Annotated in this window: 24 protein-coding genes; 19 read left to right on the top strand and 5 right to left on the bottom strand. The window is 67.2% G+C overall.

Annotated features, from left to right (window positions below):
* The first annotated feature begins 19 nt into the window (after nucleotides 1-19).
* The gene (locus tag KIT25_25485) at nucleotides 20-616 is read left to right on the top strand and encodes a 2-hydroxychromene-2-carboxylate isomerase (GenBank protein UYN95317.1); all 597 of its coding nucleotides are present in this window, start codon (nucleotides 20-22) and stop codon (nucleotides 614-616) included.
* On the opposite strand, the gene KIT25_25480 is transcribed toward KIT25_25485, so the two are convergent.
* Nucleotides 617-1,255, bottom strand: coding sequence for a CPBP family intramembrane metalloprotease (locus tag KIT25_25480; GenBank protein ID UYN95316.1), 639 nt, complete (start codon nucleotides 1,253-1,255; stop codon nucleotides 617-619).
* A 161-nt stretch (nucleotides 1,256-1,416) separates the two neighbouring features.
* On the opposite strand from KIT25_25480, the gene ffh reads away from it, so the two are divergent.
* The 11 genes from ffh (at nucleotide 1,417) to leuB (ending at nucleotide 9,597) form a co-directional block, all read left to right on the top strand.
* Nucleotides 1,417-2,820, top strand: a complete 1,404-nt coding sequence (gene ffh / locus KIT25_25475; GenBank protein ID UYN95315.1) for a signal recognition particle protein — start codon at nucleotides 1,417-1,419, stop codon at nucleotides 2,818-2,820.
* Between the two features lie 18 nt (nucleotides 2,821-2,838).
* A complete protein-coding gene (rpsP, locus tag KIT25_25470; GenBank protein ID UYN95314.1) occupies nucleotides 2,839-3,213 on the top strand; it encodes a 30S ribosomal protein S16 in 375 nt (124 codons plus the stop codon).
* Nucleotides 3,213-3,728, top strand: a complete 516-nt coding sequence (gene rimM / locus KIT25_25465) for a 16S rRNA processing protein RimM (GenBank protein UYN95313.1) — start codon at nucleotides 3,213-3,215, stop codon at nucleotides 3,726-3,728. Before rpsP ends, rimM begins: the two co-directional genes overlap by 1 nt.
* Nucleotides 3,729-3,748: 20 nt before the next feature.
* A complete protein-coding gene (gene trmD, locus KIT25_25460; GenBank protein UYN98064.1) occupies nucleotides 3,749-4,465 on the top strand; it encodes a tRNA (guanosine(37)-N1)-methyltransferase TrmD in 717 nt (238 codons plus the stop codon).
* A 16-nt stretch (nucleotides 4,466-4,481) separates the two neighbouring features.
* Nucleotides 4,482-4,967: a 50S ribosomal protein L19 gene (gene rplS, locus KIT25_25455; GenBank protein UYN95312.1), complete on the top strand. Its 486-nt coding sequence runs from the start codon at nucleotides 4,482-4,484 to the stop codon at nucleotides 4,965-4,967.
* A 7-nt stretch (nucleotides 4,968-4,974) separates the two neighbouring features.
* Entirely contained in the window at nucleotides 4,975-6,414 is a 1,440-nt protein-coding gene (gene leuC, locus KIT25_25450) for a 3-isopropylmalate dehydratase large subunit (GenBank protein UYN95311.1), read from the top strand.
* Nucleotides 6,415-6,498: 84 nt separating this feature from the next.
* Nucleotides 6,499-6,996: an RDD family protein gene (locus tag KIT25_25445; GenBank protein UYN95310.1), complete on the top strand. Its 498-nt coding sequence runs from the start codon at nucleotides 6,499-6,501 to the stop codon at nucleotides 6,994-6,996.
* Entirely contained in the window at nucleotides 6,993-7,364 is a 372-nt protein-coding gene (locus KIT25_25440) for a hypothetical protein (GenBank protein ID UYN95309.1), read from the top strand. Before KIT25_25445 ends, KIT25_25440 begins: the two co-directional genes overlap by 4 nt.
* 67 nt (nucleotides 7,365-7,431) lie before the next feature.
* Nucleotides 7,432-7,770, top strand: coding sequence for a TM2 domain-containing protein (locus tag KIT25_25435; protein UYN95308.1), 339 nt, complete (start codon nucleotides 7,432-7,434; stop codon nucleotides 7,768-7,770).
* Nucleotides 7,771-7,836: 66 nt separating this feature from the next.
* Complete coding sequence (gene leuD, locus KIT25_25430; GenBank protein UYN95307.1) at nucleotides 7,837-8,451, top strand: 3-isopropylmalate dehydratase small subunit; 615 nt, start codon at nucleotides 7,837-7,839, stop codon at nucleotides 8,449-8,451.
* Between the two features lie 27 nt (nucleotides 8,452-8,478).
* Entirely contained in the window at nucleotides 8,479-9,597 is a 1,119-nt protein-coding gene (gene leuB / locus KIT25_25425) for a 3-isopropylmalate dehydrogenase (protein UYN95306.1), read from the top strand.
* On the opposite strand, the gene KIT25_25420 is transcribed toward leuB, so the two are convergent.
* Complete coding sequence (locus tag KIT25_25420; GenBank protein ID UYN95305.1) at nucleotides 9,598-11,124, bottom strand: DUF853 family protein; 1,527 nt, start codon at nucleotides 11,122-11,124, stop codon at nucleotides 9,598-9,600. It abuts the gene before it with no gap.
* Between the two features lie 45 nt (nucleotides 11,125-11,169).
* On the opposite strand from KIT25_25420, the gene KIT25_25415 reads away from it, so the two are divergent.
* Together KIT25_25415 and KIT25_25410 are read left to right on the top strand one after the other, a co-directional pair.
* Nucleotides 11,170-12,048, top strand: coding sequence for a hypothetical protein (locus tag KIT25_25415; protein ID UYN95304.1), 879 nt, complete (start codon nucleotides 11,170-11,172; stop codon nucleotides 12,046-12,048).
* Nucleotides 12,049-12,055: 7 nt separating this feature from the next.
* Nucleotides 12,056-12,928 (top strand): PhzF family phenazine biosynthesis protein, encoded by an 873-nt coding sequence (locus tag KIT25_25410; GenBank protein ID UYN95303.1) that lies wholly within the window; start codon nucleotides 12,056-12,058, stop codon nucleotides 12,926-12,928.
* On the opposite strand, the gene KIT25_25405 is transcribed toward KIT25_25410, so the two are convergent.
* Both KIT25_25405 and KIT25_25400 read right to left on the bottom strand, forming a co-directional pair.
* On the bottom strand, nucleotides 12,925-13,605 hold the full coding sequence (locus tag KIT25_25405; GenBank protein UYN95302.1) for a ribulose-phosphate 3-epimerase: 681 nt from the start codon (nucleotides 13,603-13,605) through the stop codon (nucleotides 12,925-12,927). The genes KIT25_25410 and KIT25_25405 overlap by 4 nt on opposite strands.
* A gap of 21 nt (nucleotides 13,606-13,626) precedes the next feature.
* Nucleotides 13,627-14,526 (bottom strand): prephenate dehydratase, encoded by a 900-nt coding sequence (locus KIT25_25400; GenBank protein UYN95301.1) that lies wholly within the window; start codon nucleotides 14,524-14,526, stop codon nucleotides 13,627-13,629.
* A 218-nt stretch (nucleotides 14,527-14,744) separates the two neighbouring features.
* Here KIT25_25400 and KIT25_25395 point away from each other — a divergent pair, with 218 nt between their 5' ends.
* Both KIT25_25395 and hisN read left to right on the top strand, forming a co-directional pair.
* Nucleotides 14,745-15,257, top strand: coding sequence for a cytochrome c family protein (locus KIT25_25395; GenBank protein ID UYN95300.1), 513 nt, complete (start codon nucleotides 14,745-14,747; stop codon nucleotides 15,255-15,257).
* A gap of 13 nt (nucleotides 15,258-15,270) precedes the next feature.
* A complete protein-coding gene (gene hisN / locus KIT25_25390) occupies nucleotides 15,271-16,050 on the top strand; it encodes a histidinol-phosphatase (GenBank protein UYN95299.1) in 780 nt (259 codons plus the stop codon).
* Here hisN and KIT25_25385 read toward each other — a convergent pair.
* The gene (locus tag KIT25_25385) at nucleotides 16,047-16,565 is read right to left on the bottom strand and encodes a GNAT family N-acetyltransferase (GenBank protein ID UYN95298.1); all 519 of its coding nucleotides are present in this window, start codon (nucleotides 16,563-16,565) and stop codon (nucleotides 16,047-16,049) included. The genes hisN and KIT25_25385 overlap by 4 nt on opposite strands.
* Before the next feature lie 97 nt (nucleotides 16,566-16,662).
* Here KIT25_25385 and KIT25_25380 point away from each other — a divergent pair, with 97 nt between their 5' ends.
* Genes KIT25_25380 through KIT25_25370 form a run of 3 tightly spaced genes read left to right on the top strand, consistent with a single transcriptional unit; the run spans nucleotide 16,663 to nucleotide 19,161 of the window.
* The gene (locus tag KIT25_25380) at nucleotides 16,663-17,133 is read left to right on the top strand and encodes a periplasmic heavy metal sensor (GenBank protein ID UYN95297.1); all 471 of its coding nucleotides are present in this window, start codon (nucleotides 16,663-16,665) and stop codon (nucleotides 17,131-17,133) included.
* Nucleotides 17,134-17,169: 36 nt separating this feature from the next.
* On the top strand, nucleotides 17,170-17,859 hold the full coding sequence (locus KIT25_25375) for a response regulator (GenBank protein UYN95296.1): 690 nt from the start codon (nucleotides 17,170-17,172) through the stop codon (nucleotides 17,857-17,859).
* A gap of 48 nt (nucleotides 17,860-17,907) precedes the next feature.
* Nucleotides 17,908-19,161, top strand: coding sequence for a HAMP domain-containing protein (locus KIT25_25370; GenBank protein UYN95295.1), 1,254 nt, complete (start codon nucleotides 17,908-17,910; stop codon nucleotides 19,159-19,161).
* Nucleotides 19,162-19,222: the final 61 nt, after the last annotated feature.

The following is a 19,222-nucleotide window of genomic DNA, read 5'->3' as shown; positions in this document are numbered from 1 at the left end:
GGCCCTCGGAGGAAACAGCATGGCCAGGCACGTCGACTACTACGTTTCGCTGAACTCGCCGTGGACCTATCTCGGTTCCAGGCGTTTCGAGGCGATTGCGGCGAAGCACGGCGCCGACGTGACGATCTGGCCGGTCGATTTCGGCTCGGTGTTCGCCGTCTCGGGCGGCCTGCCGCTGCCCAAGCGCGCGCCCCAGCGCCAAGCCTACCGCATGATGGAGCTCAAGCGTTGGCGTGACCATCTCGGCGTCGAGCTGACGCTCGAACCCAGGTTCTTCCCGGCCAACGAGGTTCCGGCCGCCCGTTGCGTCATCGCACTGCGCGAGCAGGGACGAATGAAGGATGCGATCAAGCTCGCCCACGCGGTGCTCGCCGCGCTGTGGGCCGAGGAGAAAGACACCGGCGATCCGGCGACGCTTGCCGGGATCGTTCGCTCCTGCGGCCTCGATGCCGACGCCGTCATGAAGGCGGGCGAGGCGATGGTCGACAAGCGCGAAGCCTATACGAAGCACGCGATCGAGCAGGGCGTGTTCGGTGCGCCGTCTTTCGTCATCGATGGCGAGATCTTCTGGGGCCAGGACCGTCTGGATTTCGTCGACCGCAAGCTCGCGGCCTGATCAAACGCCAAGCGCGGCGGCGGCCATCACCGCGACGCCGTTGTTGACGACATGGGCGAACAGCGATGGCAGGACCGACCGGGTCCGCCAGCGCAACCAGCCGAACAGCAAGCCCAGCGGCGCCACGACGACGATGTGCGCCGGCTCGTAGTGCGCGAGCGCAAAAGCCGCCGAACTGACGGCGACCGCCACGCGCGGGCCCCACACTCCCTCGAGCCAGCCGTAGAACAGGCCGCGAAACACCAATTCCTCGACCAGCGGCGCCAGCACAGCGAACACCAACAGGCTGGCCAAGAAGAGATGCGGCTCGCGCACCATCCGCATGGCGTCGTCCACGCCTTCGGGCGACGGCCCGATGCGGCTGACCGCGATCGACAGTACCATGGTGGCGATCGCCCCCAGCACCAGCGGCGGCCATCCGACCCAGCGGACCCCGAGCGCCGGCAGGGCGTCCCGGCCCATCGGAGCGACGGCCAGAACCGCTGCCAGCCCGCCCGCCAGAAAGAACAGCGACAGCAGGGGCAGCATCGAGCCGCCCTCCCAAAGGTAGCTGGCCGCCGCCGCCAGCGGCAGCGCGATGGCTCCGAACAGCAGCATCGACCAGCCCGGAATGGGCCGAGAATCGTTATCGTTCAACAACTTGGCATCCGTTGCCCGGCTTTTTGACTTGGCACCCGAATCGACTTATACCCCGGCCGCTCAATCGGTCGTGCCGATTTCTGGTTCCCCGTGGGGGAGCTCCGTCGATCCGCGAGGGTTCGCGCATCGGCGCGATAGGTGTTTGGGCGGACGAGAAGGGCATGTTCGAGGGTCTGAGCAAACGACTGGGCGACGTTTTCGACCGGCTGCGTGGGCGCGGAGCGCTCTCGGAGTCCGATGTCGACGCGGCCCTGCGCGAAGTGCGCACGGCGCTGCTCGAGGCCGACGTCGCCCTGCCGGTCGTGCGCCAGTTCATCGACGAAGTCAGACCGAAGGCCATCGGCGCCGACGTGATCCGCTCGGTCACGCCGGGACAAATGGTGGTCAAGATCGTGAATGACCACCTGGTCGAGATGCTTGGCGGCACGGTCGCCGATCTCGATCTCAACGCCATCCCGCCTGTCGTGATCCTGATGGTCGGCCTGCAGGGATCAGGCAAGACGACCTCGTCGGCCAAGATCGCTTACCGTTTGAGCCAGGGCCCGCAGGGCATGGCGGCCGGGATGTTCGAAGGCACCTTCGCGGCGAAGCGCAAGGTGATGATGGCGTCGCTCGACACGCGACGCCCCGCCGCGCAACAGCAGCTCAAGGTGCTGGGCGAGCAGACCGGCGTGCCGACCTTGCCCATCGTGCCGCTCGAGATGCCGCTCGCCATCGCCCGGCGCGCGCTCGAGACGGCGCGACGCGAGGGCTTCGACGTATTGATCCTCGATACGGCGGGTCGTCTCGCCATCGACGAGGAATTGATGGCGGAGGTCAAGCAGATCTCCGAGCTCGCCCAGCCCAAGGAGACGCTACTCGTCGCCGACGCCATGACCGGCCAGGACGCGGTCAATGTCGCCAAGGCGTTCAACGAGCGGCTTGCCGTCACCGGTATCGTGCTGACCCGCGTCGATGGCGACGCGCGCGGCGGTGCGGCGCTTTCCATGCGCGCCGTCACCGGCCGGCCGGTGAAGTTGATCGGCGTCGGTGAAAAATTCGACCAACTCGAGCCCTTCCACCCGGACCGCATCGCCGGCCGCATCCTCGGCATGGGGGACATCGTCTCGCTGGTCGAGCGCGCCGCCGAGACGATCGAGAAGGAAGACGCCGAGAAGCTCGCCGCCAAGGTCCGCAAGGGCCAGTTCGACATGGACGACCTGCTCTCCCAGCTACGCCAGCTACGCAAGATGGGCGGCCTGCAAGGGTTGATGGGCATGCTGCCTGGCGCCATGCAGGCCAAGGCCGCGATGTCGAAGGCGAAGGTCGACGAGAGCCAGCTCAAGCGTCAGGAAGCGGTGATCCTCGCCATGACGCCCAAGGAACGGCGCAACCCCGACATCATCCACGCCTCGCGCAAGAAGCGCATCGCCAAGGGCTCCGGCGTGCAGGTCCAGGACGTCAACAAGCTCCTGAAGCAGCACGCCGACATGCTGAAGATGATGAAACGCGTCAACAAACTCGGAGAGAAAGGATTCATGCGCAGCCTCGGGGGCATGATGCCTCCGGCCGGCTTCCCGCGATGAAATTGTGAAGGAGACAGAATGCTAGCCATCCGCATGACCCGTCACGGCGCCAAGAAAAGGCCGTTCTTCCACATCGTCGTGGCCGATTCGCGCAGCCCGCGTGACGGCCGCTTCATCGAGAAGCTCGGCACCTACAATCCACTCCTGCCACGCGAACACGCCCAGCGCGTGACCCTCGACAAGGAGCGCATCGCGCACTGGCTGAAGGTGGGCGCGCAGCCGTCGGATCGGGTCGCCAAGTTCCTGGCCCAAGCGGAAATGATGAAGCCGCGCGAACGCCGCGAGCAGACCAAAAAGAACCAGCCGCGTGCCAAGGCGCAGGAGCGCATGAAGGCCGCCGCGGCCGGAGACGGAGCGCCGACGGAAGACGCCAAGGAGGCGGCAGCCGGCTGATGCGTGCGGACCGCGTCCTGCTCGGTGTCGTGGCGGCACCGCACGGCGTGCGCGGTCTGGTGCGCATCAAGAGCTACACCGAGGATCCGACCGCGATCGGCGCATACGGCAAGCTGTCGGACGAGACAGGAAGGAAGGAGTATCGGGTCGAGGTTCTGAGCGTCGCGCGCGGCGCGGTGCTCGCCCGGATCGAGGGCGTAGCCGATCGCACGGCGGCCGAAGCGTTGCGGGGCCTGCGGCTCTACGTGTTGCGCAGCGCCCTGCCGGCGACGGGCGAGCGGGAGTGGTACGAGGCGGACCTGATCGGTCTCGCCGCGGTCGGGCGGGACGGACGGAAATGGGGCAAGGTGGTCGCCTTCCACGATTTCGGCGCCGGACCGGTGATGGAAGTGTCGGGTGGCGTGGTTCTGCCGTTCACCGACGAGGCCGTGCCCGAGATTGATGTCGAGGGCGGCAAGGTTGTGGTCGATCCGCCGGCCGGTCTGCTGGCCGGCGGAGAAGCGAAGGAGGCGTGAGGCAACGTGTGGCGCCCAGGATGTGGAGAGTAGCGGCGCTGACGCTCTTTCCGGGGATGTTTCCAGGACCGTTGGGCGAAAGCCTGGCCGGCAAGGCATTGAGGGAAGGGCGCTGGTCGCTGGAGGCGATCGACATCAGGCGGTTCGCCAGGGATCGCCATGGCACGGTCGACGACGCGCCGTTCGGCGGCGGCGCCGGAATGGTCATGAAGCCCGACGTGCTGTCGGCGGCGATCGAGGCGGTCGCCGAGCCCGGCGTGCCGAAGCTGCTGCTGTCCCCGCGCGGGCGCCCGTTCCGGCAAGCGCGCGGGCGGGAGCTGGCGGCGGGTCCGGGTGTGGTGTTGGTGTGCGGGCGGTTCGAGGGCGTCGACGAGCGTGTCATCGAGGCCCACGCGTTGGAGGAGATTTCGGTCGGCGATTTCGTGCTTTCAGGCGGCGAGATCGCGGCCATGGCTGTGATGGATTGCTGTGTGCGGCTGCTGCCCGGTGTAATGGGCGAACCCGCGTCGGCGAGCGAGGAGAGTTTCGAGGACGGATTGCTGGAGTACCCGCACTATACCCGCCCGGCAGCCTGGGCCGGGCCCGACGGGATCGAACGGCGCGTGCCGGAGATCCTGGTATCGGGCCATCACGGCAAGGTCGGCGAATGGCGGATGAAGCAGCGGGAAGAGATCACGCGGCGGCGACGGCCCGATCTGTGGGCGGCGCGGAGCGCGAAGGCGAACGAAGAGAAGTGACGAAAGGACGGATACGATGAACATTCTCGACACGGTCGGCCAAGCGACGATCGACAAGGTGCAGGCCGAACGGCCGGTGCCGCGTTTCGAACCGGGCGACACGCTGCGCGTGCACGTCAAGGTGCAGGAAGGCAACCGCGAGCGTCTTCAGGTCTACGAAGGCCTCTGCATCGCGCGCAAGAACGCCGGGGTGAACTCCTCGTTCACGGTGCGCAAGATCAGCTTCAACGAGGGCGTCGAGCGCGTCTTCCCGCTCTATGGTCCCGGCATCTGGGAGATCGAGGTGGTACGCAAGGGCACGGTGCGCCGCGCCAAGCTCTACTACCTGCGGGACCTGCGCGGCAAGGCGAGCCGTATCGCCGAGGACGTCGAGGCCCAGCGCGAACTGATCGCCGAGCAGGCCGAAGAGGCGGCGAAGCGGCCGCGGCGCGAGAAGCTCAAGAAGGAGAAGCCCAAGTCCGAGGGCAACGTCCGCGCCGCCAAGGGCGGCGGCAAGAAGTAGGCGCGCCATGGCGTTCCGCAAGAAATCGGCCACGCCGCCACCGCCGCCGCCGCGGACGTTGTTCGAGAAGATCTGGGATGCGCATGTCGTGCATCGTCAGGACGACGGCACCTGCGTGCTCTACATCGATCGTCACCTCGTCCACGAGGTGACAAGCCCGCAGGCCTTCGAGGGGCTGCGCATGGCCGGCCGCGGCGTGCGCCGTACGGACGCCACCATCGCCGTCGCCGACCACAACACGCCGACCACCGATTTCAGCCAGGGGATCGAGGATCCGGAATCGCGCACCCAGGTCGAGACGCTGGAGAAGAACGTCGCCGAGTTCGGCGTGCCCTACTTCGGCCTCGACGACCCACGCCGCGGTATCGTGCACGTCATCGGGCCCGAACAGGGCCTGACCCTGCCCGGCATGACCATCGTCTGCGGCGACAGCCACACCTCCACGCACGGCGCCTTCGGCGCACTTGCCTTCGGCATCGGCACGTCGGAGGTCGAGCACGTGCTCGCCACCCAGACGCTGATCCAGAAGCCGGCCAAGAGCATGCGCGTCGCCGTCGAGGGAAGCTTGCCGCTCGGTGTCACCGCCAAGGACGTCATCCTGGCCATCATCGGCAGGCTCGGCACCGCGGGCGGCACCGGCTACGTCATCGAGTATGCCGGCCGCGCGATTCGCGAGCTGACGATGGAAGGCCGCATGACTGTCTGCAACATGTCGATCGAGGCGGGCGCGCGCGCCGGCCTGATCGCGCCCGACGAGACGACGTTCCAGTATCTCGAAGGCCGACCCCATACACCGAAAGGCGGTGCCTGGGACCTGGCGCTCGGCCAGTGGCGGCGGCTGCCGACCGACAAGGGTGCCACGTTCGATACGCAGGTCGACCTTCTCGCGGCGGACATCCCGCCGATGGTGACCTGGGGCACCAGCCCGCAGGACGCGCTGCCGATCACCGACGTCGTGCCCGACCCCGCCAATGCACCCGACGAGAACCGGCGCGAGGCGTGGGCACGGTCGCTGGCCTACATGGGGCTGACACCGGGCACGAAGCTCGTCGACATTCCGATCGATCGGGTCTTCATCGGCTCGTGCACCAACGGCCGCATCGAGGATCTGCGTGCCGCCGCCGAAATCGCACGCGGCCGCAAGGTGGCTCCCGGAGTCTCGGCAATGGTCGTGCCGGGCTCCGGGCTGGTGAAGCAGGAAGCCGAGAAGGAAGGGCTGCACAGGATCTTCCTCGAGGCCGGTTTCGAGTGGCGCCTGCAGGGCTGTTCCATGTGCCTCGCCATGAACGCCGATCGGCTCGAGCCCGGCCAACGCTGCGCCTCGACCTCGAATCGCAATTTCGAGGGCCGCCAGGGCCGCGGTGGACGTACGCATCTCGTCAGTCCGGCGATGGCCGCGGCAGCGGCGATCCGCGGCACGCTGGCAGATGTGCGCGACTTCCAATAGCGAGGTTCCGCCGGGGAGTGGTATCGTGACGGGCGGTGCAGCAATGCACCGCCCGATTTCTTTTGCAAGAATGGGGAGAACGCCATGGCCAACGTTCCCGGTTCCGGTCCGGCCGCTCCGCCGCCGCCGCCGGTATGGAATGCCGGCGCTTCCGGCTCCGGCTCCGCCGCCGTCTCCTATGGCGGCTTCTGGATTCGTGTCGTCGCGTACTTGATCGATGCGATCCTGCTCGGCGGCGCGAGCGCCATACTGGCGAGTCTCCTCGGCGTCGACATGTTCGGCGGCGAGAAGACCGCCTTCGACCCGACAGTGAATGTCGGCTCTCTCATCATCGGCTGGCTCTACTTCGCCCTGATGGAGAGTTCGGAGCGGGGCGCCACGCTCGGCAAGATGGCCGTCGGGTTGAGGGTCGTGACCGATCAAGGCGAGCGGTTGAGCTTCGGCCGCGCCTCCGGCCGCTACTTCGCCAAGCTCCTCTCGGCGCTCATCCTCTGCATCGGCTTCATCATGGTCGCCTTCACCGACCGCAAGCGCGGCCTGCACGACATGATCGCCAGCACCCTCGTCGTGAAGGTGCGATGAACGAACCGAGGCCCCCTGCGCTGATCGACGGTCAGGGGCTGTTCAGCAACCTGCCTCAGCTCGTTTACCTCCTGTACCTGCTGGCGCTGGTGATTGCGCCCGCGGGGTTGGTCGGCATTGTCATCGCCTACCTGAACAGACCGACCGCCACCGACCCGGTTGATCGCTCGCATTTCGAGTTCCAGGTCGCCACCTTCTGGCGCGGCCTGGTGATGGCGATCGTGGGCGTGATCACTTCGTTCTTCTTCATCGGGTTCCTGATCCTGCTCTTCACCGCCGTGTGGCTGGTGGTGCGCTGCGTCAAGGGCCTGAACAACCTGAGCCGCCGGCAGCCCATGCCCGACACGGCCGGATGGGGCTTCGGCTGATCCGGTCTCGGTTGTTGCCATCGCCTAGCCTTCGCGCCTAGGCTGCCGACAGCGGGGAGAGACATCCATGACCGATTCGAGCAATGTTCGGGCGCCGCCGCCGTCGCCCGGATCCGATGCCGCACGTCTCATGCAGTACGATGCTTCGAAGAAGTCGACCGGCATCGCCTATCTGCTGTGGTTCTTCCTGGGCGCCCTGGGCGTCCACCGCTTCTATCTGGGCCAGACGGGAAGCGGTGTCGCGATGGCCATCATCTCGGTGATTTCCTGGGTCACCGTGTTCATCGGCGTCGGCCTCCTGGGCATCGCCGTCATCGCCATCTGGTGGATCGTCGATGCTTTTCTCATCCCAGGCATTGCCACGCGGGCGAACCAGGAACTGGCCACTCGACTGAGCCGACTGTGACATCCGCCGCCATGGCTTGACGACCGGTCGGAAAGCCCGTTTATTCCGGCGTTTCGCGAGGGAGCCATGGAAAAATTCACGACGCTGCGCGGCGTCGCCGCACCGCTGCCGATGGTCAATGTCGACACCGATATGATCATCCCCAAGAACTTCCTGAAGACCATCAAGCGCACCGGCTTGAAGGACGGGCTGTTCTACGAGATGCGCTGGACAGCGGACGGCCAGAAGAAGGACTTCATCCTCGACCAGCCGGCCTACCAGAACGCCAGCATCCTGGTCGCGGGGCCGAATTTCGGCTGCGGCTCGAGCCGCGAGCACGCACCGTGGGCGCTGCTCGATTTCGGCATCCGCTGCGTCATTGCCGAGGGATTCGCGGATATCTTCTACAACAACTGCTTCAAGAACGGCATCCTGCCGATCAAGGTGCCGAAGGAGATCATCGACAAGCTGATGGACGACGCCAGCCGCGGCTCCAACGCCGTGATCGAGATCGACCTCGAGAAACAGGAGATCAAGGGGCCCGACGGCGGCACGGTGCATTTCGACATCGACCCCTTCCGCAAGCACTGCCTGCTGAACGGCCTCGACGACATCGGCCTCACCATGGAGAAGGCGTCCGACATCGATGCCTTCGAGAAGAAGCAAAAGGAAGCGCAGCCCTGGCTGCACGCCGCGGAATAGCGCGCAACATCCGAAAGATCTGAAGCAATGGCGTCAAACCGCAATCTGCTGATGCTGCCCGGCGACGGCATCGGCCCCGAAGTCATGAACGAGGTGCGCAAGATCATTGCCTGGATGGGCAAGAAGCGCGCCGTCGGGTTCGACATCAAGGAAGACGTGGTGGGCGGCGCCGCCCTCGACAAGCACGGCGTGCCGCTTGCCGACGACACGATGAAGCTCGCGCTGGAGGCCGACGCGGTGCTGTTCGGCTCGGTCGGCGGGCCGAAGTGGGACACGGCCGATTTCAGCAAGAAGCCCGAACGCGGCCTCCTGCGGCTGCGCAAGGAGATGGATCTGTTCGCCAACCTGCGACCTGCCAAGGTGTTCGACGCGCTGGTCGATGCGAGCTCGCTCAAGCCCGAGATCGTCAAGGGCCTCGACATCATGATCATCCGCGAGCTGACGAGCGGCGTCTATTTCGGCGAGCCGCGCGGCCGGCACACCAACGCCCAGGGCGAGGTCGAGGCCTTCGACACGCAACGCTACACCGCGGGCGAGATCCGCCGGGTCTGCGCCGTCGCCTTCGAGCTGGCGCGCAAGCGCAAGAACAAGGTCCTCTCGGCGGAGAAGGCCAACGTCATGCACACCGGCGTGCTGTGGCGCGAGGAGGCGACCAAACTGCACAAGGAGCAGTACGCCGACGTGAAGCTCGAGCACATGTACGCCGACGCGCTCGCCATGCAACTGCTGCGCTCGCCCAATCAGTTCGACGTCATCGTCACCGACAACCTGTTCGGCGACATCCTGTCGGACGAAGCCTCGATGCTGACCGGCTCGTTGGGCTTGCTGCCGTCAGCCTCGCTCGGTGCCCCCGACGCGACCGGCCGCCGCAAGGCGCTCTACGAGCCGATCCACGGCAGCGCGCCCGACATCGCGGGCAAAGGACTGGCCAATCCGATCGCCGAGACGCTCAGCTACGCCATGATGCTGCGCTACTCGTTCGATCTCGGCAGGGAAGCCGACCTCGTCGAGCAGGCGGTCGAGAACGTGCTGGCCGCGGGCTACCGCACCGGCGATCTCATGGTCGGCAAGACCGAGGGCACGAAGAAGGTCGGCACCCAGGAAATGGGCGACGCCATCGTCAGGGAACTCGACCGGCTGGCATAGCTACCGCCGCAGGATCGACCCAAGTACGCCGCGCAGGATGGCACCGCCGACACTGGCGCCAATGCTGGCGGCGCGGCCCCGCCCGAACACCGCCTTGGCCGCCTCGCGCGCGGCGATGGTCGCCATGCTGCGGCTCGCCGCCTTCACCACCGTGACGCCGATCGAATCGCGTTGCCGACCGCCCGGGACGCGGGTCTTCGGATCGGGGACCGAAGACGTTCCCGCTGCGGGCACTTCGGGTTCGACCGTGGCCATCCGTCCGGTCAGCACCTCATGCGCCGATTCGCGATCGACGATGGTGTCGTACTTGCCGGACAGGACGCTCGCCGCGAGGAATGCGCCGCGTTCGGCCTCCGTCAGGGGGCCGATGCGGCCGCGCGGCGGCGCGATCATCGCGCGCTCGACCGGAGTCGGAATGCCCTTCCCATCCAGGAACGAGACCAGCGCCTCGCCGACGCCGAGTTCGAGGATCGCCTCCGCCGCCTTGAACTGTGGGTTGGGCCGGAAGGTCTCGGCGGACGCCCTGACCGCCTTCTGGTCCTTGGGCGTAAAGGCGCGCAGGGCGTGCTGGACGCGATTGCCGAGCTGGCCGAGCACGGTTTCGGGGATGTCGAGCGGGTTCTGGGTGACGAAATAGACTCCGACGCCCTTGGAACGGATCAGACGCACCACCTGTTCGATGCGCTCGAGCAGCGCCTTCGGAGCACCGTCGAACAGCAGATGGGCCTCGTCGAAGAAGAAGACGAACTTCGGCCTGTCCGGATCGCCGACCTCGGGCAGGTTCTCGAACAACTCCGACAGCAACCACAGCAGGAAGGTCGCGTAGAGGCGCGGACTCCGCATCAGTCGGTCGGCGGCCAGCACGTTGACGTAGCCGGTGCCGGCCGGATCGCACGCGATCATATCGGCGAGATCGAGTGCAGGCTCGCCGAACAGGCGGGCGCCGCCCTGCTGCTCGAGGATCAACAGCTGCCGCTGGATGGTGCCCACCGTCTGCCGACCCACGTTGCCGTAGACGGTCGTCAACTCGGCGGCATTGGCGGCCAGCCATTGCAGCATGGCCTGCAGGTCCTTGTAGTCGAGCAGCAGCCATCCCTTCTCGTCAGCGACGCGAAAGGCGATATTGAGGACGCCCTCCTGGGTCTCGTTGAGCCGCAGCAGCCGCGCCATGAGCACCGGCCCCACTTCGCTCACGGTCGTGCGGATCGGGTGCCCCTTCTCCCCGAACAGATCCCAGAACCGAACCGGAAAGCCCCGCCCGGCATAGTCGCGGATCTTGAGAAGCCTCGCGCGCTCGACGGCGCGCGGATGGTCGGCGCCGGGCCGTCCGATACCGGAGAGATCGCCCTTCACGTCGGCCAGGAACACCGGCACGCCGTGCGCCGAAAATCCCTCCGCGAGGGTCTGCAGGGTGACTGTCTTGCCCGTGCCCGTTGCGCCGGCAATCAGGCCGTGGCGGTTGGCGTACTTCAGCAGAAGGTACTGGTCGGCCTCGCCTGTACCGACGAACAGGGCTGAATCTTCCATGCTCACACTTTACCCAAACTCCGCGTGTCGTAGTACATTCGGCGCATGACACTGCCCCGTCTTGCCCTCTCGGTCGTCGGTGATGAAATCGGTCCTTCACTGGCCGAGATGATCTCGTTCTGCAAGGAGCACGATATTCGCCGTCTCGACATGCGCACGGTCGATCGTCGCAATCTGCTCGGCATGAAGATCGACGAAGTCAACGCCATCGCGACCACGCTGGAGGCGGCCAGCATCGAAGTGCCGACCTATGTCTCCCCGATTCTGAAGTGGCCTCGCCGCAAACCCAAGGTCGGTCAGCCGCTCCCCGAGAAGGTCGACTTCGCCTTCGATCCGGACGACTGTCCTGCCGAAGACCCGATTGCCTACGCGTTCGACGTTGCCATCGTGTTGCGCGCCCAGAGGGTGAGAACCTTTAGCTTTCTTCGCTACCCCAATTTCGTCCCCAAGCATCTCGACCAGGCAGTGGCACAGATGACCAGCTACGGCCATCTTTTCGACATGCCGGTCGAACTCGAAAACGAGCCGGTCTGCAACATCGGCACGATCGCCGAACTGGCACGGTTCTTTGCGCATGTGAACGATCGGGAAGAGCCGCCCAAGCATCTCAGGCCGTTGATCGACATCGCCAACAGCTGGGCCATGGGAGCGCCACCGAGCGAGGAGGACATCGCCTACCTCGCACCGATGGTCGATGCCCTCCATCTGAAGGACCGCGACTTGACGACCAATCGCTCCGTGCCGCTTGGCGACGGAGACATCCCTTGGTCCGACCTGCTCCTCAAGCTGCTCAGCAAGGTGGAAGTACCCGAGGTTCTCGCGACGATCGAGACTCATTGCTTCGACAATGGTCGCGAGGCCACCGCGCGCTCGATCCACGCTCTACGCCGCATCGCGAAGGAGATCGGCGTCGAGTTGGTGTAGTGGATCCATGCGCCGCTTCACCTTCGTCACCGTCGACGTCTTCACCACCCGGCGCTTCGGAGGCAATCCGCTGGCCGTGTTCCCGGATGCGCGCGGCATGTCCGACGCCGAGATGCAATCGCTCGCCGCCGAGTTCAATCTCAGTGAGACGACCTTCGTGCTGCCGCCCACCGATCCGGCCAACACCGCGCGTGTACGCATCTTCAACCGCAAGGCGGAGATGCCGTTCGCCGGCCATCCCAATGTCGGCACGGGCTGGGTGCTGACACAGCAGGGGGGCGCCAAGGACGGGGTGCTGCGCTTCGAGGAGATCGCCGGCCTCGTCGAGGTGCGCGCCGAAGGCAGGCGCATCGTCATCGCCGCGCCGCAGCCGTTGTCGCTCGGGCGCAAGATGACAGTCGATCTGCTGGCGCCCTGCGTCGGATTGGCGGACACCGACATCGTCATCTTGCACCACGCGCCGATCGAGGCGTCCGTCGGCAATCCCTTCCTGATCGCCGAGGTGACGGGTGAGGCGCTCGGGCGAGCCGCGCCCGACCTGGAGAGCTTCCGCAACGCCGTCGCAAGCTTCGGCGACATGGGCGGCGGCCGACTCTCGATCTACCTCTACGCCCGCGGCGGCGAACGCCTCCGCGCCCGGATGTTCTCCCCTCTCTCCGGCACCGTCGAGGATCCGGCGACCGGCAGCGCCGCCACTTCGCTGGCCGCCCTGCTCCTGTCCCTCACTTCCGACAGCGAGCGGCGCTACGAGATCGTGCAGGGTGTCGAGATGGGCCGACCGAGCCTGCTCGCCTGCACTGCCCGCCTGGCCAGCGACGGGATTCGCGCCAGCGTCGGCGGCGACTGCGTGCCGATGCTCGCGGGCGAAGTATCCCTCTAGCCTGGACGCCGGCTGCCCTCTTTGAGGGCGGCGATGTTCGCTGCGTACTTCGTCGGCCCGCCGGCGAAGACGGCGGTGCCGGCGACCAGAACGTCGGCACCCGCCCGGATGCAGCGCCGAGCCGTCTCGGCATTGACGCCACCATCCACCTCGAGGTCGATCGGCTTGCCGAGCGCATCGATCGCCTTGCGCAGCGCGGCGATCTTCGCGAGCTGACTTTCGATGAAGGCCTGACCACCGAAGCCGGGGTTGACACTCATCACCAGCACCAGATCGAGATCGCCCAGGACATGCTCGATCGCCGCCAGGGGCGTGGCGGGATTCAACACCGCCCCGGCCTTCTTGCCCAGGCTCTTGATGAACTGCAGCGTACGATGCACATGCGGCCCCGCCTCGGGATGGAAGGAGATGATGTCGGCGCCCGCCTCGGCGAACGCCGGCACCAGCGGGTCGACGGGCGTCACCATGAGGTGGACGTCGAACGGCCGTTGGCTGTGCTTGCGCAACGCCTTCACCACCATCGGCCCGATGGTCAGATTGGGCACGAAGTGGTTGTCCATCACATCGACGTGGATCCAGTCGGCCCCCGCCTCCGTCACGGCGGCGATCTCGGCACCGAGCGCGGCGAAATCCGCCGAGAGGATCGACGGGGCGATGCGGACGGGCTGCTGTGGCATGGTGGGCTCGTCTCCTCTGCCTCAGGTGCCCGGGCGCGTCGGCGCGTCCCAGCCCTTGCGGCGGAACGGGTTGGCCGGGAACGTTCCGAGCATCTTCAGCTCCTCCGAGAAGAAGCCCAGTTCCTCGAGCGCCAGGTGCAATCCGCGCTGCTCGGGATGACCCTCCACCTCGGCATAGAATTGTGCCTGCTCGAAATGCGCGCCTGACAGATAGCTTTCCAGCTTGACGATGTTGACGCCGTTGGTGGCGAAGCCGCCCAGCGCCTTGTAGAGCGCGGCCGGCCGGCTCTTCACCCGGAACAGGAAGGCCGTCATGCAGGCCACCGTCCGCCAATCCGGCCGCGCCGCCTCGCGCGAGAAGACCAGCATGCGCGTGGTGTTGTGGTCGGCGTCCTCGATGTTGCGCGCCAGCACCTTCAGGCCGTAGATGCGCGCCGCCAGCGACGAGGCGATGGCACCCACGTTCCGGTCGCCAATCTCGGCGATCTCGCGCGCGGCGCCCGCCGTGTCGGCATGGACCAGCGGCTGCATGCGATGCTTCTTGAGAAAGTTGCGGCACTGCGCCAGCGCCTGGACGTGGCTCTTGACCGTTCGGATGCTCTTGAGCGAAGCGCCGGGCAACGCCACGAGGCAGTGCTCGACGCGCTGGAAATGCTCGGCGACGATCTGCAGCCGGGTGTGCGGCAGGAGACTGTGCAGGTCGGCGACCCGACCGGCGATCGAATTCTCGACCGGGATAATGGCGAGCTCGGCGCGCCGACTCTGGACCGCGGCCATGGCGGTGTCGAAGGTCGGGCAGGGCAGGGTGGTCATGTAGGGAAAGGCCGCCCGGCAGGCCATGTCGGAGTTGGCACCGGGTTCGCCCTGGAAGGCGATCGTGTTGGCGGCCCTATCCCTGGCCCCGGCCTTGGCCTTCGCCATTGCTCGATCTCCCCTTTTCACCCTGCCCGATAGCGGGCCGGTTGTTTCGCCCGCCGGATGCGCCCCGTCAACCACCGGCCCGGGCACGAAAAACCTCGCAATATCCGAGACTTGCGACGTTCCGCCGCGCGAGGGCCGCAGGCCGATGAGATACTACTGACGGGGCTTGGGGCGTGCTACAGGCAGGTCCAGACAATCTGCTGCTGCGGGAACTGACGATGGCCAATTTCAACACGGTTGCGGGCTGCGTTCTGGCCTCCGCCCTCTTCGCGATGGTGGTGGGCAAGGTGTCCAACGCCGTGGTCCATCCACACAAGCTCGACAAGCCCGCCATCGAGGTGGCCGACGCCGCGCCGCAGGTAGCGGCCGCTGCGCCCGCCGCCGCCGAGCTGGCGCCGATCGAGCCCAAGCTGGCCGGCGCGAACGTCGAGGCCGGCAAGGTCGCCTTCCAGAAGCAGTGCTTCACTTGCCACACCACCGACAAGGGCGGCGCCAACAAGGTCGGCCCGAATCTGTGGGCGATCGTCGGACGCGAGAAGGCGGGCCACGAGGGCTTCGCCTATTCATCGGCGCTGAAGGCCAAGGGCGGCACGTGGAGCGTCGAGGACATCAACCATCTGATCTTCAAGCCGACCTCCTATGTGCGCGGCACCAAGATGGCGTTCGCCGGCATCTCCAAGGAGCAGGAGCGCGCAGACATCATCGCCTTCCTGAAGACGCTCGGACCGTAAGCTCGCAGCCGCGATGGCCGGACCGGTTTCCGCCGAGCTGGTCGCTCTGGCCCATCGCCTCGCCGACGCCGCGCGACCCATCGTTTCGCGTTACTTCCGCAGCGGACTGACGGTCGACGACAAGAGCGATCTCAGCCCCGTCACCGCCGCCGACCGCGAGGCCGAGACGGCGATGCGCGCCCTGCTCGACAGGCACGTGCCGAACCACGGCGTGTTCGGCGAGGAGCATGGCGCGGTGCGCACCGATGCCGACTATGTCTGGGTGCTCGATCCCATCGACGGCACCAAGGCCTTCATCACCGGTCTGCCGATCTTCGGCACCCTGATCGCGCTCCTGCACCGCGGCTCGCCCGTGCTGGGCGTGATCGATCAGCCGATCCTCGGGGAGCGCTGGGTCGGCGTTGCCGGCGCGCGCACCACCCTGAACGGCGCACCGATCGCCGTGCGTGCCTGTGAATCGCTCGGCCAAGCCTACATGTATTCGACCTCGCCGATCATGTTCCCCGGCGCCTACGAGCGGCCGCACCGCGCGCTCACCGAGAAGGTGAAGCTCTTCCGCTGGGGCGGCGACTGCTACGCCTACGGCCTGCTGGCGGCGGGGCACGTCGATCTCGTGGTCGAGGCGAGTCTCAAGCTCTACGACTTCGCCGCCCTCGTCCCGGTGATCAAGGGGGCCGGCGGTCTGGTCACCGACTGGCGCGGTGGCGAACTCGACATGCGTTCGGACGGCTCTGTGCTCGCGGCCGGAGACCCGGCAGTCCATCGCGCCGCGATCGAAGTGCTCGCCGGCTAGCGGGCGGCCTGCCAAGCCGGTTTGTCGATGTCGAACCAGACGATCTCCTTGAAGCCCTTGTAGTCGACGCGCTTGCGGTAAGTGAGGCCGATGCGCTTCATCACCGCCTGCGACGACAGGTTCTCGGGCAGGGTGATGGCGAAGATCAGGTCGAGCTTCAGCGTGTCGAAACCGAACGCGAGCGCCGCCTTGGCAACCTCCGTCGCATAACCCTTGCCCCAGCGATCGGGGTGCAGCGCCCACAGCACCTCGGTCTGGCCGAACTCGGGCACGTGGTTCAGGCCGGCATGGCCGATCAGCCTGTCGTCCAGGAACACGCCCCAGGGTGAATGGCCTAGCTCGCGCCACGCGGCGGCGAAGCGACCGATCGTGGTCCGCGCATTGGCGACAGGATCGCCCTCAGCCGGCGGCAGCCACTTCGCCACCTCGGGATGGTAGCGCATCGCGGCGTACGCCTCGGCGTCGCCTGACGCCAGTGGCCGCAGCAGTAGCCGTTCGGTGCGGAGCGTCGTCATCTTTACAGAACTTTACACGCGCGAGAGGAATGGGAAACCGGCGGGCTCCATATCACCGTCCCGGGGTCTCGTAACCCCAGACAAGGAGCAACGAACGATGGCAACCATGACGATCCGGACCATGCTGGCCGCCCTTCTGGTCGGCAGCCTCGCCGCCACCGCCGGCGGCCCGGCCCTGGCGCGCGGCGACAAGGCCGGCGCCGATCCCGCCAAGTTCCAGCAGCGCATCGAGAAGCGCGTGGACCGGGCGCTGGACGGCACCGACGCGAGCGAAGAGCAGAAGAAGAAGGTGACCGAGATCCTGCAGTCGGCGTTCGCCGACATGAAGCCGCTGCACACCAAGCGGGTCGAGGCACGCAAGGCCATGACCGACGCCATGCAGGCGCCGGCCATCGACCGGGCGAAGATCGAGCAGATCCGCCAGGAGCAGATGAAGGTCGCCGACGAGGCCTCCCAGCGCTTCACCAAGGCCCTGACCGACGCCGGCAGCGTGCTGAACCAGGCGCAGCGCCAGGCCTTCTTCAAGAAGTGGAGCGAGCGTGGCGAGCATCGCGGCAAGCGTGGCTGACGTGACATAGGGGGCGGCTCGGCCCGATACTGACGCATGGCCGAGCGTGTCCTGATGATCGACGACGACGCCCGTCTCGCCGGGATGGTCTCGGACTATCTCGGCGGGGCGGGCTTTCGTCTGACCGCCGCCGGCACGGCGCGCGAGGGCGAGACATTGCTCAAGCGCGAGGCGTTCGACGCGGTGATCCTGGACCTGATGCTGCCCGACGCCGATGGCCTCGATCTCTGCCGCCGGCTGCGCGACGTCTCCGATGTTCCCATCCTGATGCTGACGGCGCGCGGCGAGCCGATGGACCGCGTCGTCGGCCTCGAGATCGGCGCCGACGACTATCTCGCCAAGCCCTTCGAGCCGCGCGAGCTGCAGGCCCGCCTGCGCGCCATCCTGCGCCGCCGCCGCGCGCCGGCGAAGGCCGACATCCTGCGCTTCGGCCGTCTCGAGATCGACAAGGGTTCGCGCATCGTGCGGCTCGACGGCGAGGAGCGGACGATCACCTCCTACCAGTTCGCACTCCTGTTGGCGCTGGCCGAGCGGCCGGGGCGCGTGCTGTCGCGCGATGCCCTGATGGATCTCCTGAAGGGCGAAAAGCTCGAGGCCTTCGACCGCTCAGTCGACGTTCACGTCTCGCGCATCCGCGCCGCCATCGAGGACGACGTCAAGAAACCGCGCCGCATCCTGACCGTGCGGGGCGCCGGCTACGTCTTCGCCCGAGACCAGGACCGATGAGGCGCGACGTTCCCCCTCGTCCCCGCGCAGCGGGGAGATAGCATTCAGATGCAGCGCCTCTACCTCCAGTTCTACGTCACCATCGTGCTGGTGCTCGTCGTGTTCGTGGGCGCGGCAGCGCTGCTCTGGAAGCTGGCCGAAGACGAGGCGCGCACCCCGCAATATCTCGACGTCGCGGCCGAGCTCACCGGCGCCCTGCTGCCGGACGCCGACGCGGCGCCGGCCGACAGCCAGAAGGCGATCGAGATCCTGCATCGCAAGCTGCGCTTCGACCTCGCGCTCTATCGGCCCGACGGCACAGCCATCGCAAGGGTCGGCCGCGTGCCGCCGCGCTTCGACCCCAATCGCGCCCGGATCGGCTGGCGGCGCGGTTCGGCGGGCCCGGTGTTCACGCTGCAGCTCCCGGACGGCCGCTGGCTGGTCGCCCGCCAGGTGAAGGAACGCCCTCCCGGCCCGACTTTCTGGATCGCGGCCGTGCTGGCCCTCGTGGCTATCGCCATCGCCGTCGGCGTGTATCCCGTGGTGCGCCATCTCGGCCGTCGACTCGAACGGCTGAAGTCCGGTGTCGAGCGGCTCGGCCGTGGCGACCTCTCGGCCCGGGTCAAGGTCGAGGGTCGCGACGAGCTCGCCGCCCTGGCAGAAAGCTTCAACCGCTCCGCGCAGCGTATCGAGGAGCTGGTGGCGGCGCATCGCCTGCTGCTCGCCAACTGCAGTCACGAGCTGCGCACGCCGCTCGCCCGGATCGGTATGGCGACCGCCCTGCTGTCGGAGAGCACCGACCACAAGACGCGCGATTCGCTCAAGGAGGACATTGCCGAACTCGACCAGCTCATCGACCAGATCCTGCTCGCCAGCCGCCTCGACGCCCAGCCCGAGCTGGAGCGCCGGGAACCCGTCGACCTGCTGGCCGTCGCCGCCGAGGAGGCGGCCCATTACGATCTCGAAGCGGATGGCGAGCCGGTAATGGTGGAGGGCGATCGCCTCCTGCTGCGCCGCCTGATCCGCAATCTGCTGGAGAATGCGCGCCGCTACGGCGGCGGCACCGTCGCCCTGTCGGTCGCCCGGGAACGCGACCGAGCCATCCTCGAAGTCAGCGACCGCGGCCCCGGGGTGCCGCCCGCGGAACGCGAGCGCATCTTCGAACCCTTCTATCGGCTCGCCTCCTCGCCCGAGAGCGGACGCGGCAGCGGGCTGGGCCTCGCCCTGGTCCGCACGATCGCGCGCCGGCACGGCGGCGAGGCGGTTTGCCTTGCGGCAGACGGCAGCGGCAGCCGCTTCCGGGTCGACCTGCCGGCGGCGTAGTCTGGGCGCGCCACCCCGGTGGCGCCATCATGACGCGGCACCGGAGTGCCGCGCCCCAGCG

This window comes from Enhydrobacter sp. (assembly GCA_025808875.1).
In the GTDB taxonomy this organism is placed as follows: Bacteria; Pseudomonadota; Alphaproteobacteria; order Reyranellales; family Reyranellaceae; genus Reyranella.
This window is presented reverse-complemented; position numbering and strand designations above follow the sequence as displayed.

Bases quoted from the DNA above. Each gene is read 5' to 3' on its own strand.
- KIT25_25400 (UYN95301.1), bottom strand. From the start codon at position 14,526: ATGGCGAAGGCCAAGGCCGGGGCCAGGGATAGGGCCGCCAACACGATC.
- hisN (UYN95299.1), top strand. From the start codon at position 15,271: ATGGCCGGACCGGTTTCCGCCGAGCTGGTCGCTCTGGCCCATCGCCTC.
- KIT25_25435 (UYN95308.1), top strand. From the start codon at position 7,432: ATGACCGATTCGAGCAATGTTCGGGCGCCGCCGCCGTCGCCCGGATCC.
- KIT25_25420 (UYN95305.1), bottom strand. From the start codon at position 11,124: ATGGAAGATTCAGCCCTGTTCGTCGGTACAGGCGAGGCCGACCAGTAC.
- KIT25_25485 (UYN95317.1), top strand. From the start codon at position 20: ATGGCCAGGCACGTCGACTACTACGTTTCGCTGAACTCGCCGTGGACC.
- ffh (UYN95315.1), top strand. From the start codon at position 1,417: ATGTTCGAGGGTCTGAGCAAACGACTGGGCGACGTTTTCGACCGGCTG.
- KIT25_25395 (UYN95300.1), top strand. From the start codon at position 14,745: ATGGCCAATTTCAACACGGTTGCGGGCTGCGTTCTGGCCTCCGCCCTC.
- rplS (UYN95312.1), top strand. From the start codon at position 4,482: ATGAACATTCTCGACACGGTCGGCCAAGCGACGATCGACAAGGTGCAG.
- KIT25_25405 (UYN95302.1), bottom strand. From the start codon at position 13,605: ATGCCACAGCAGCCCGTCCGCATCGCCCCGTCGATCCTCTCGGCGGAT.
- trmD (UYN98064.1), top strand. From the start codon at position 3,749: ATGTGGAGAGTAGCGGCGCTGACGCTCTTTCCGGGGATGTTTCCAGGA.
- leuD (UYN95307.1), top strand. From the start codon at position 7,837: ATGGAAAAATTCACGACGCTGCGCGGCGTCGCCGCACCGCTGCCGATG.
- KIT25_25440 (UYN95309.1), top strand. From the start codon at position 6,993: ATGAACGAACCGAGGCCCCCTGCGCTGATCGACGGTCAGGGGCTGTTC.
- rimM (UYN95313.1), top strand. From the start codon at position 3,213: ATGCGTGCGGACCGCGTCCTGCTCGGTGTCGTGGCGGCACCGCACGGC.
- KIT25_25385 (UYN95298.1), bottom strand. From the start codon at position 16,565: ATGACGACGCTCCGCACCGAACGGCTACTGCTGCGGCCACTGGCGTCA.
- KIT25_25445 (UYN95310.1), top strand. From the start codon at position 6,499: ATGGCCAACGTTCCCGGTTCCGGTCCGGCCGCTCCGCCGCCGCCGCCG.
- KIT25_25410 (UYN95303.1), top strand. From the start codon at position 12,056: ATGCGCCGCTTCACCTTCGTCACCGTCGACGTCTTCACCACCCGGCGC.
- leuB (UYN95306.1), top strand. From the start codon at position 8,479: ATGGCGTCAAACCGCAATCTGCTGATGCTGCCCGGCGACGGCATCGGC.
- KIT25_25370 (UYN95295.1), top strand. From the start codon at position 17,908: ATGCAGCGCCTCTACCTCCAGTTCTACGTCACCATCGTGCTGGTGCTC.
- KIT25_25415 (UYN95304.1), top strand. From the start codon at position 11,170: ATGACACTGCCCCGTCTTGCCCTCTCGGTCGTCGGTGATGAAATCGGT.
- leuC (UYN95311.1), top strand. From the start codon at position 4,975: ATGGCGTTCCGCAAGAAATCGGCCACGCCGCCACCGCCGCCGCCGCGG.
- KIT25_25375 (UYN95296.1), top strand. From the start codon at position 17,170: ATGGCCGAGCGTGTCCTGATGATCGACGACGACGCCCGTCTCGCCGGG.
- rpsP (UYN95314.1), top strand. From the start codon at position 2,839: ATGCTAGCCATCCGCATGACCCGTCACGGCGCCAAGAAAAGGCCGTTC.
- KIT25_25380 (UYN95297.1), top strand. From the start codon at position 16,663: ATGGCAACCATGACGATCCGGACCATGCTGGCCGCCCTTCTGGTCGGC.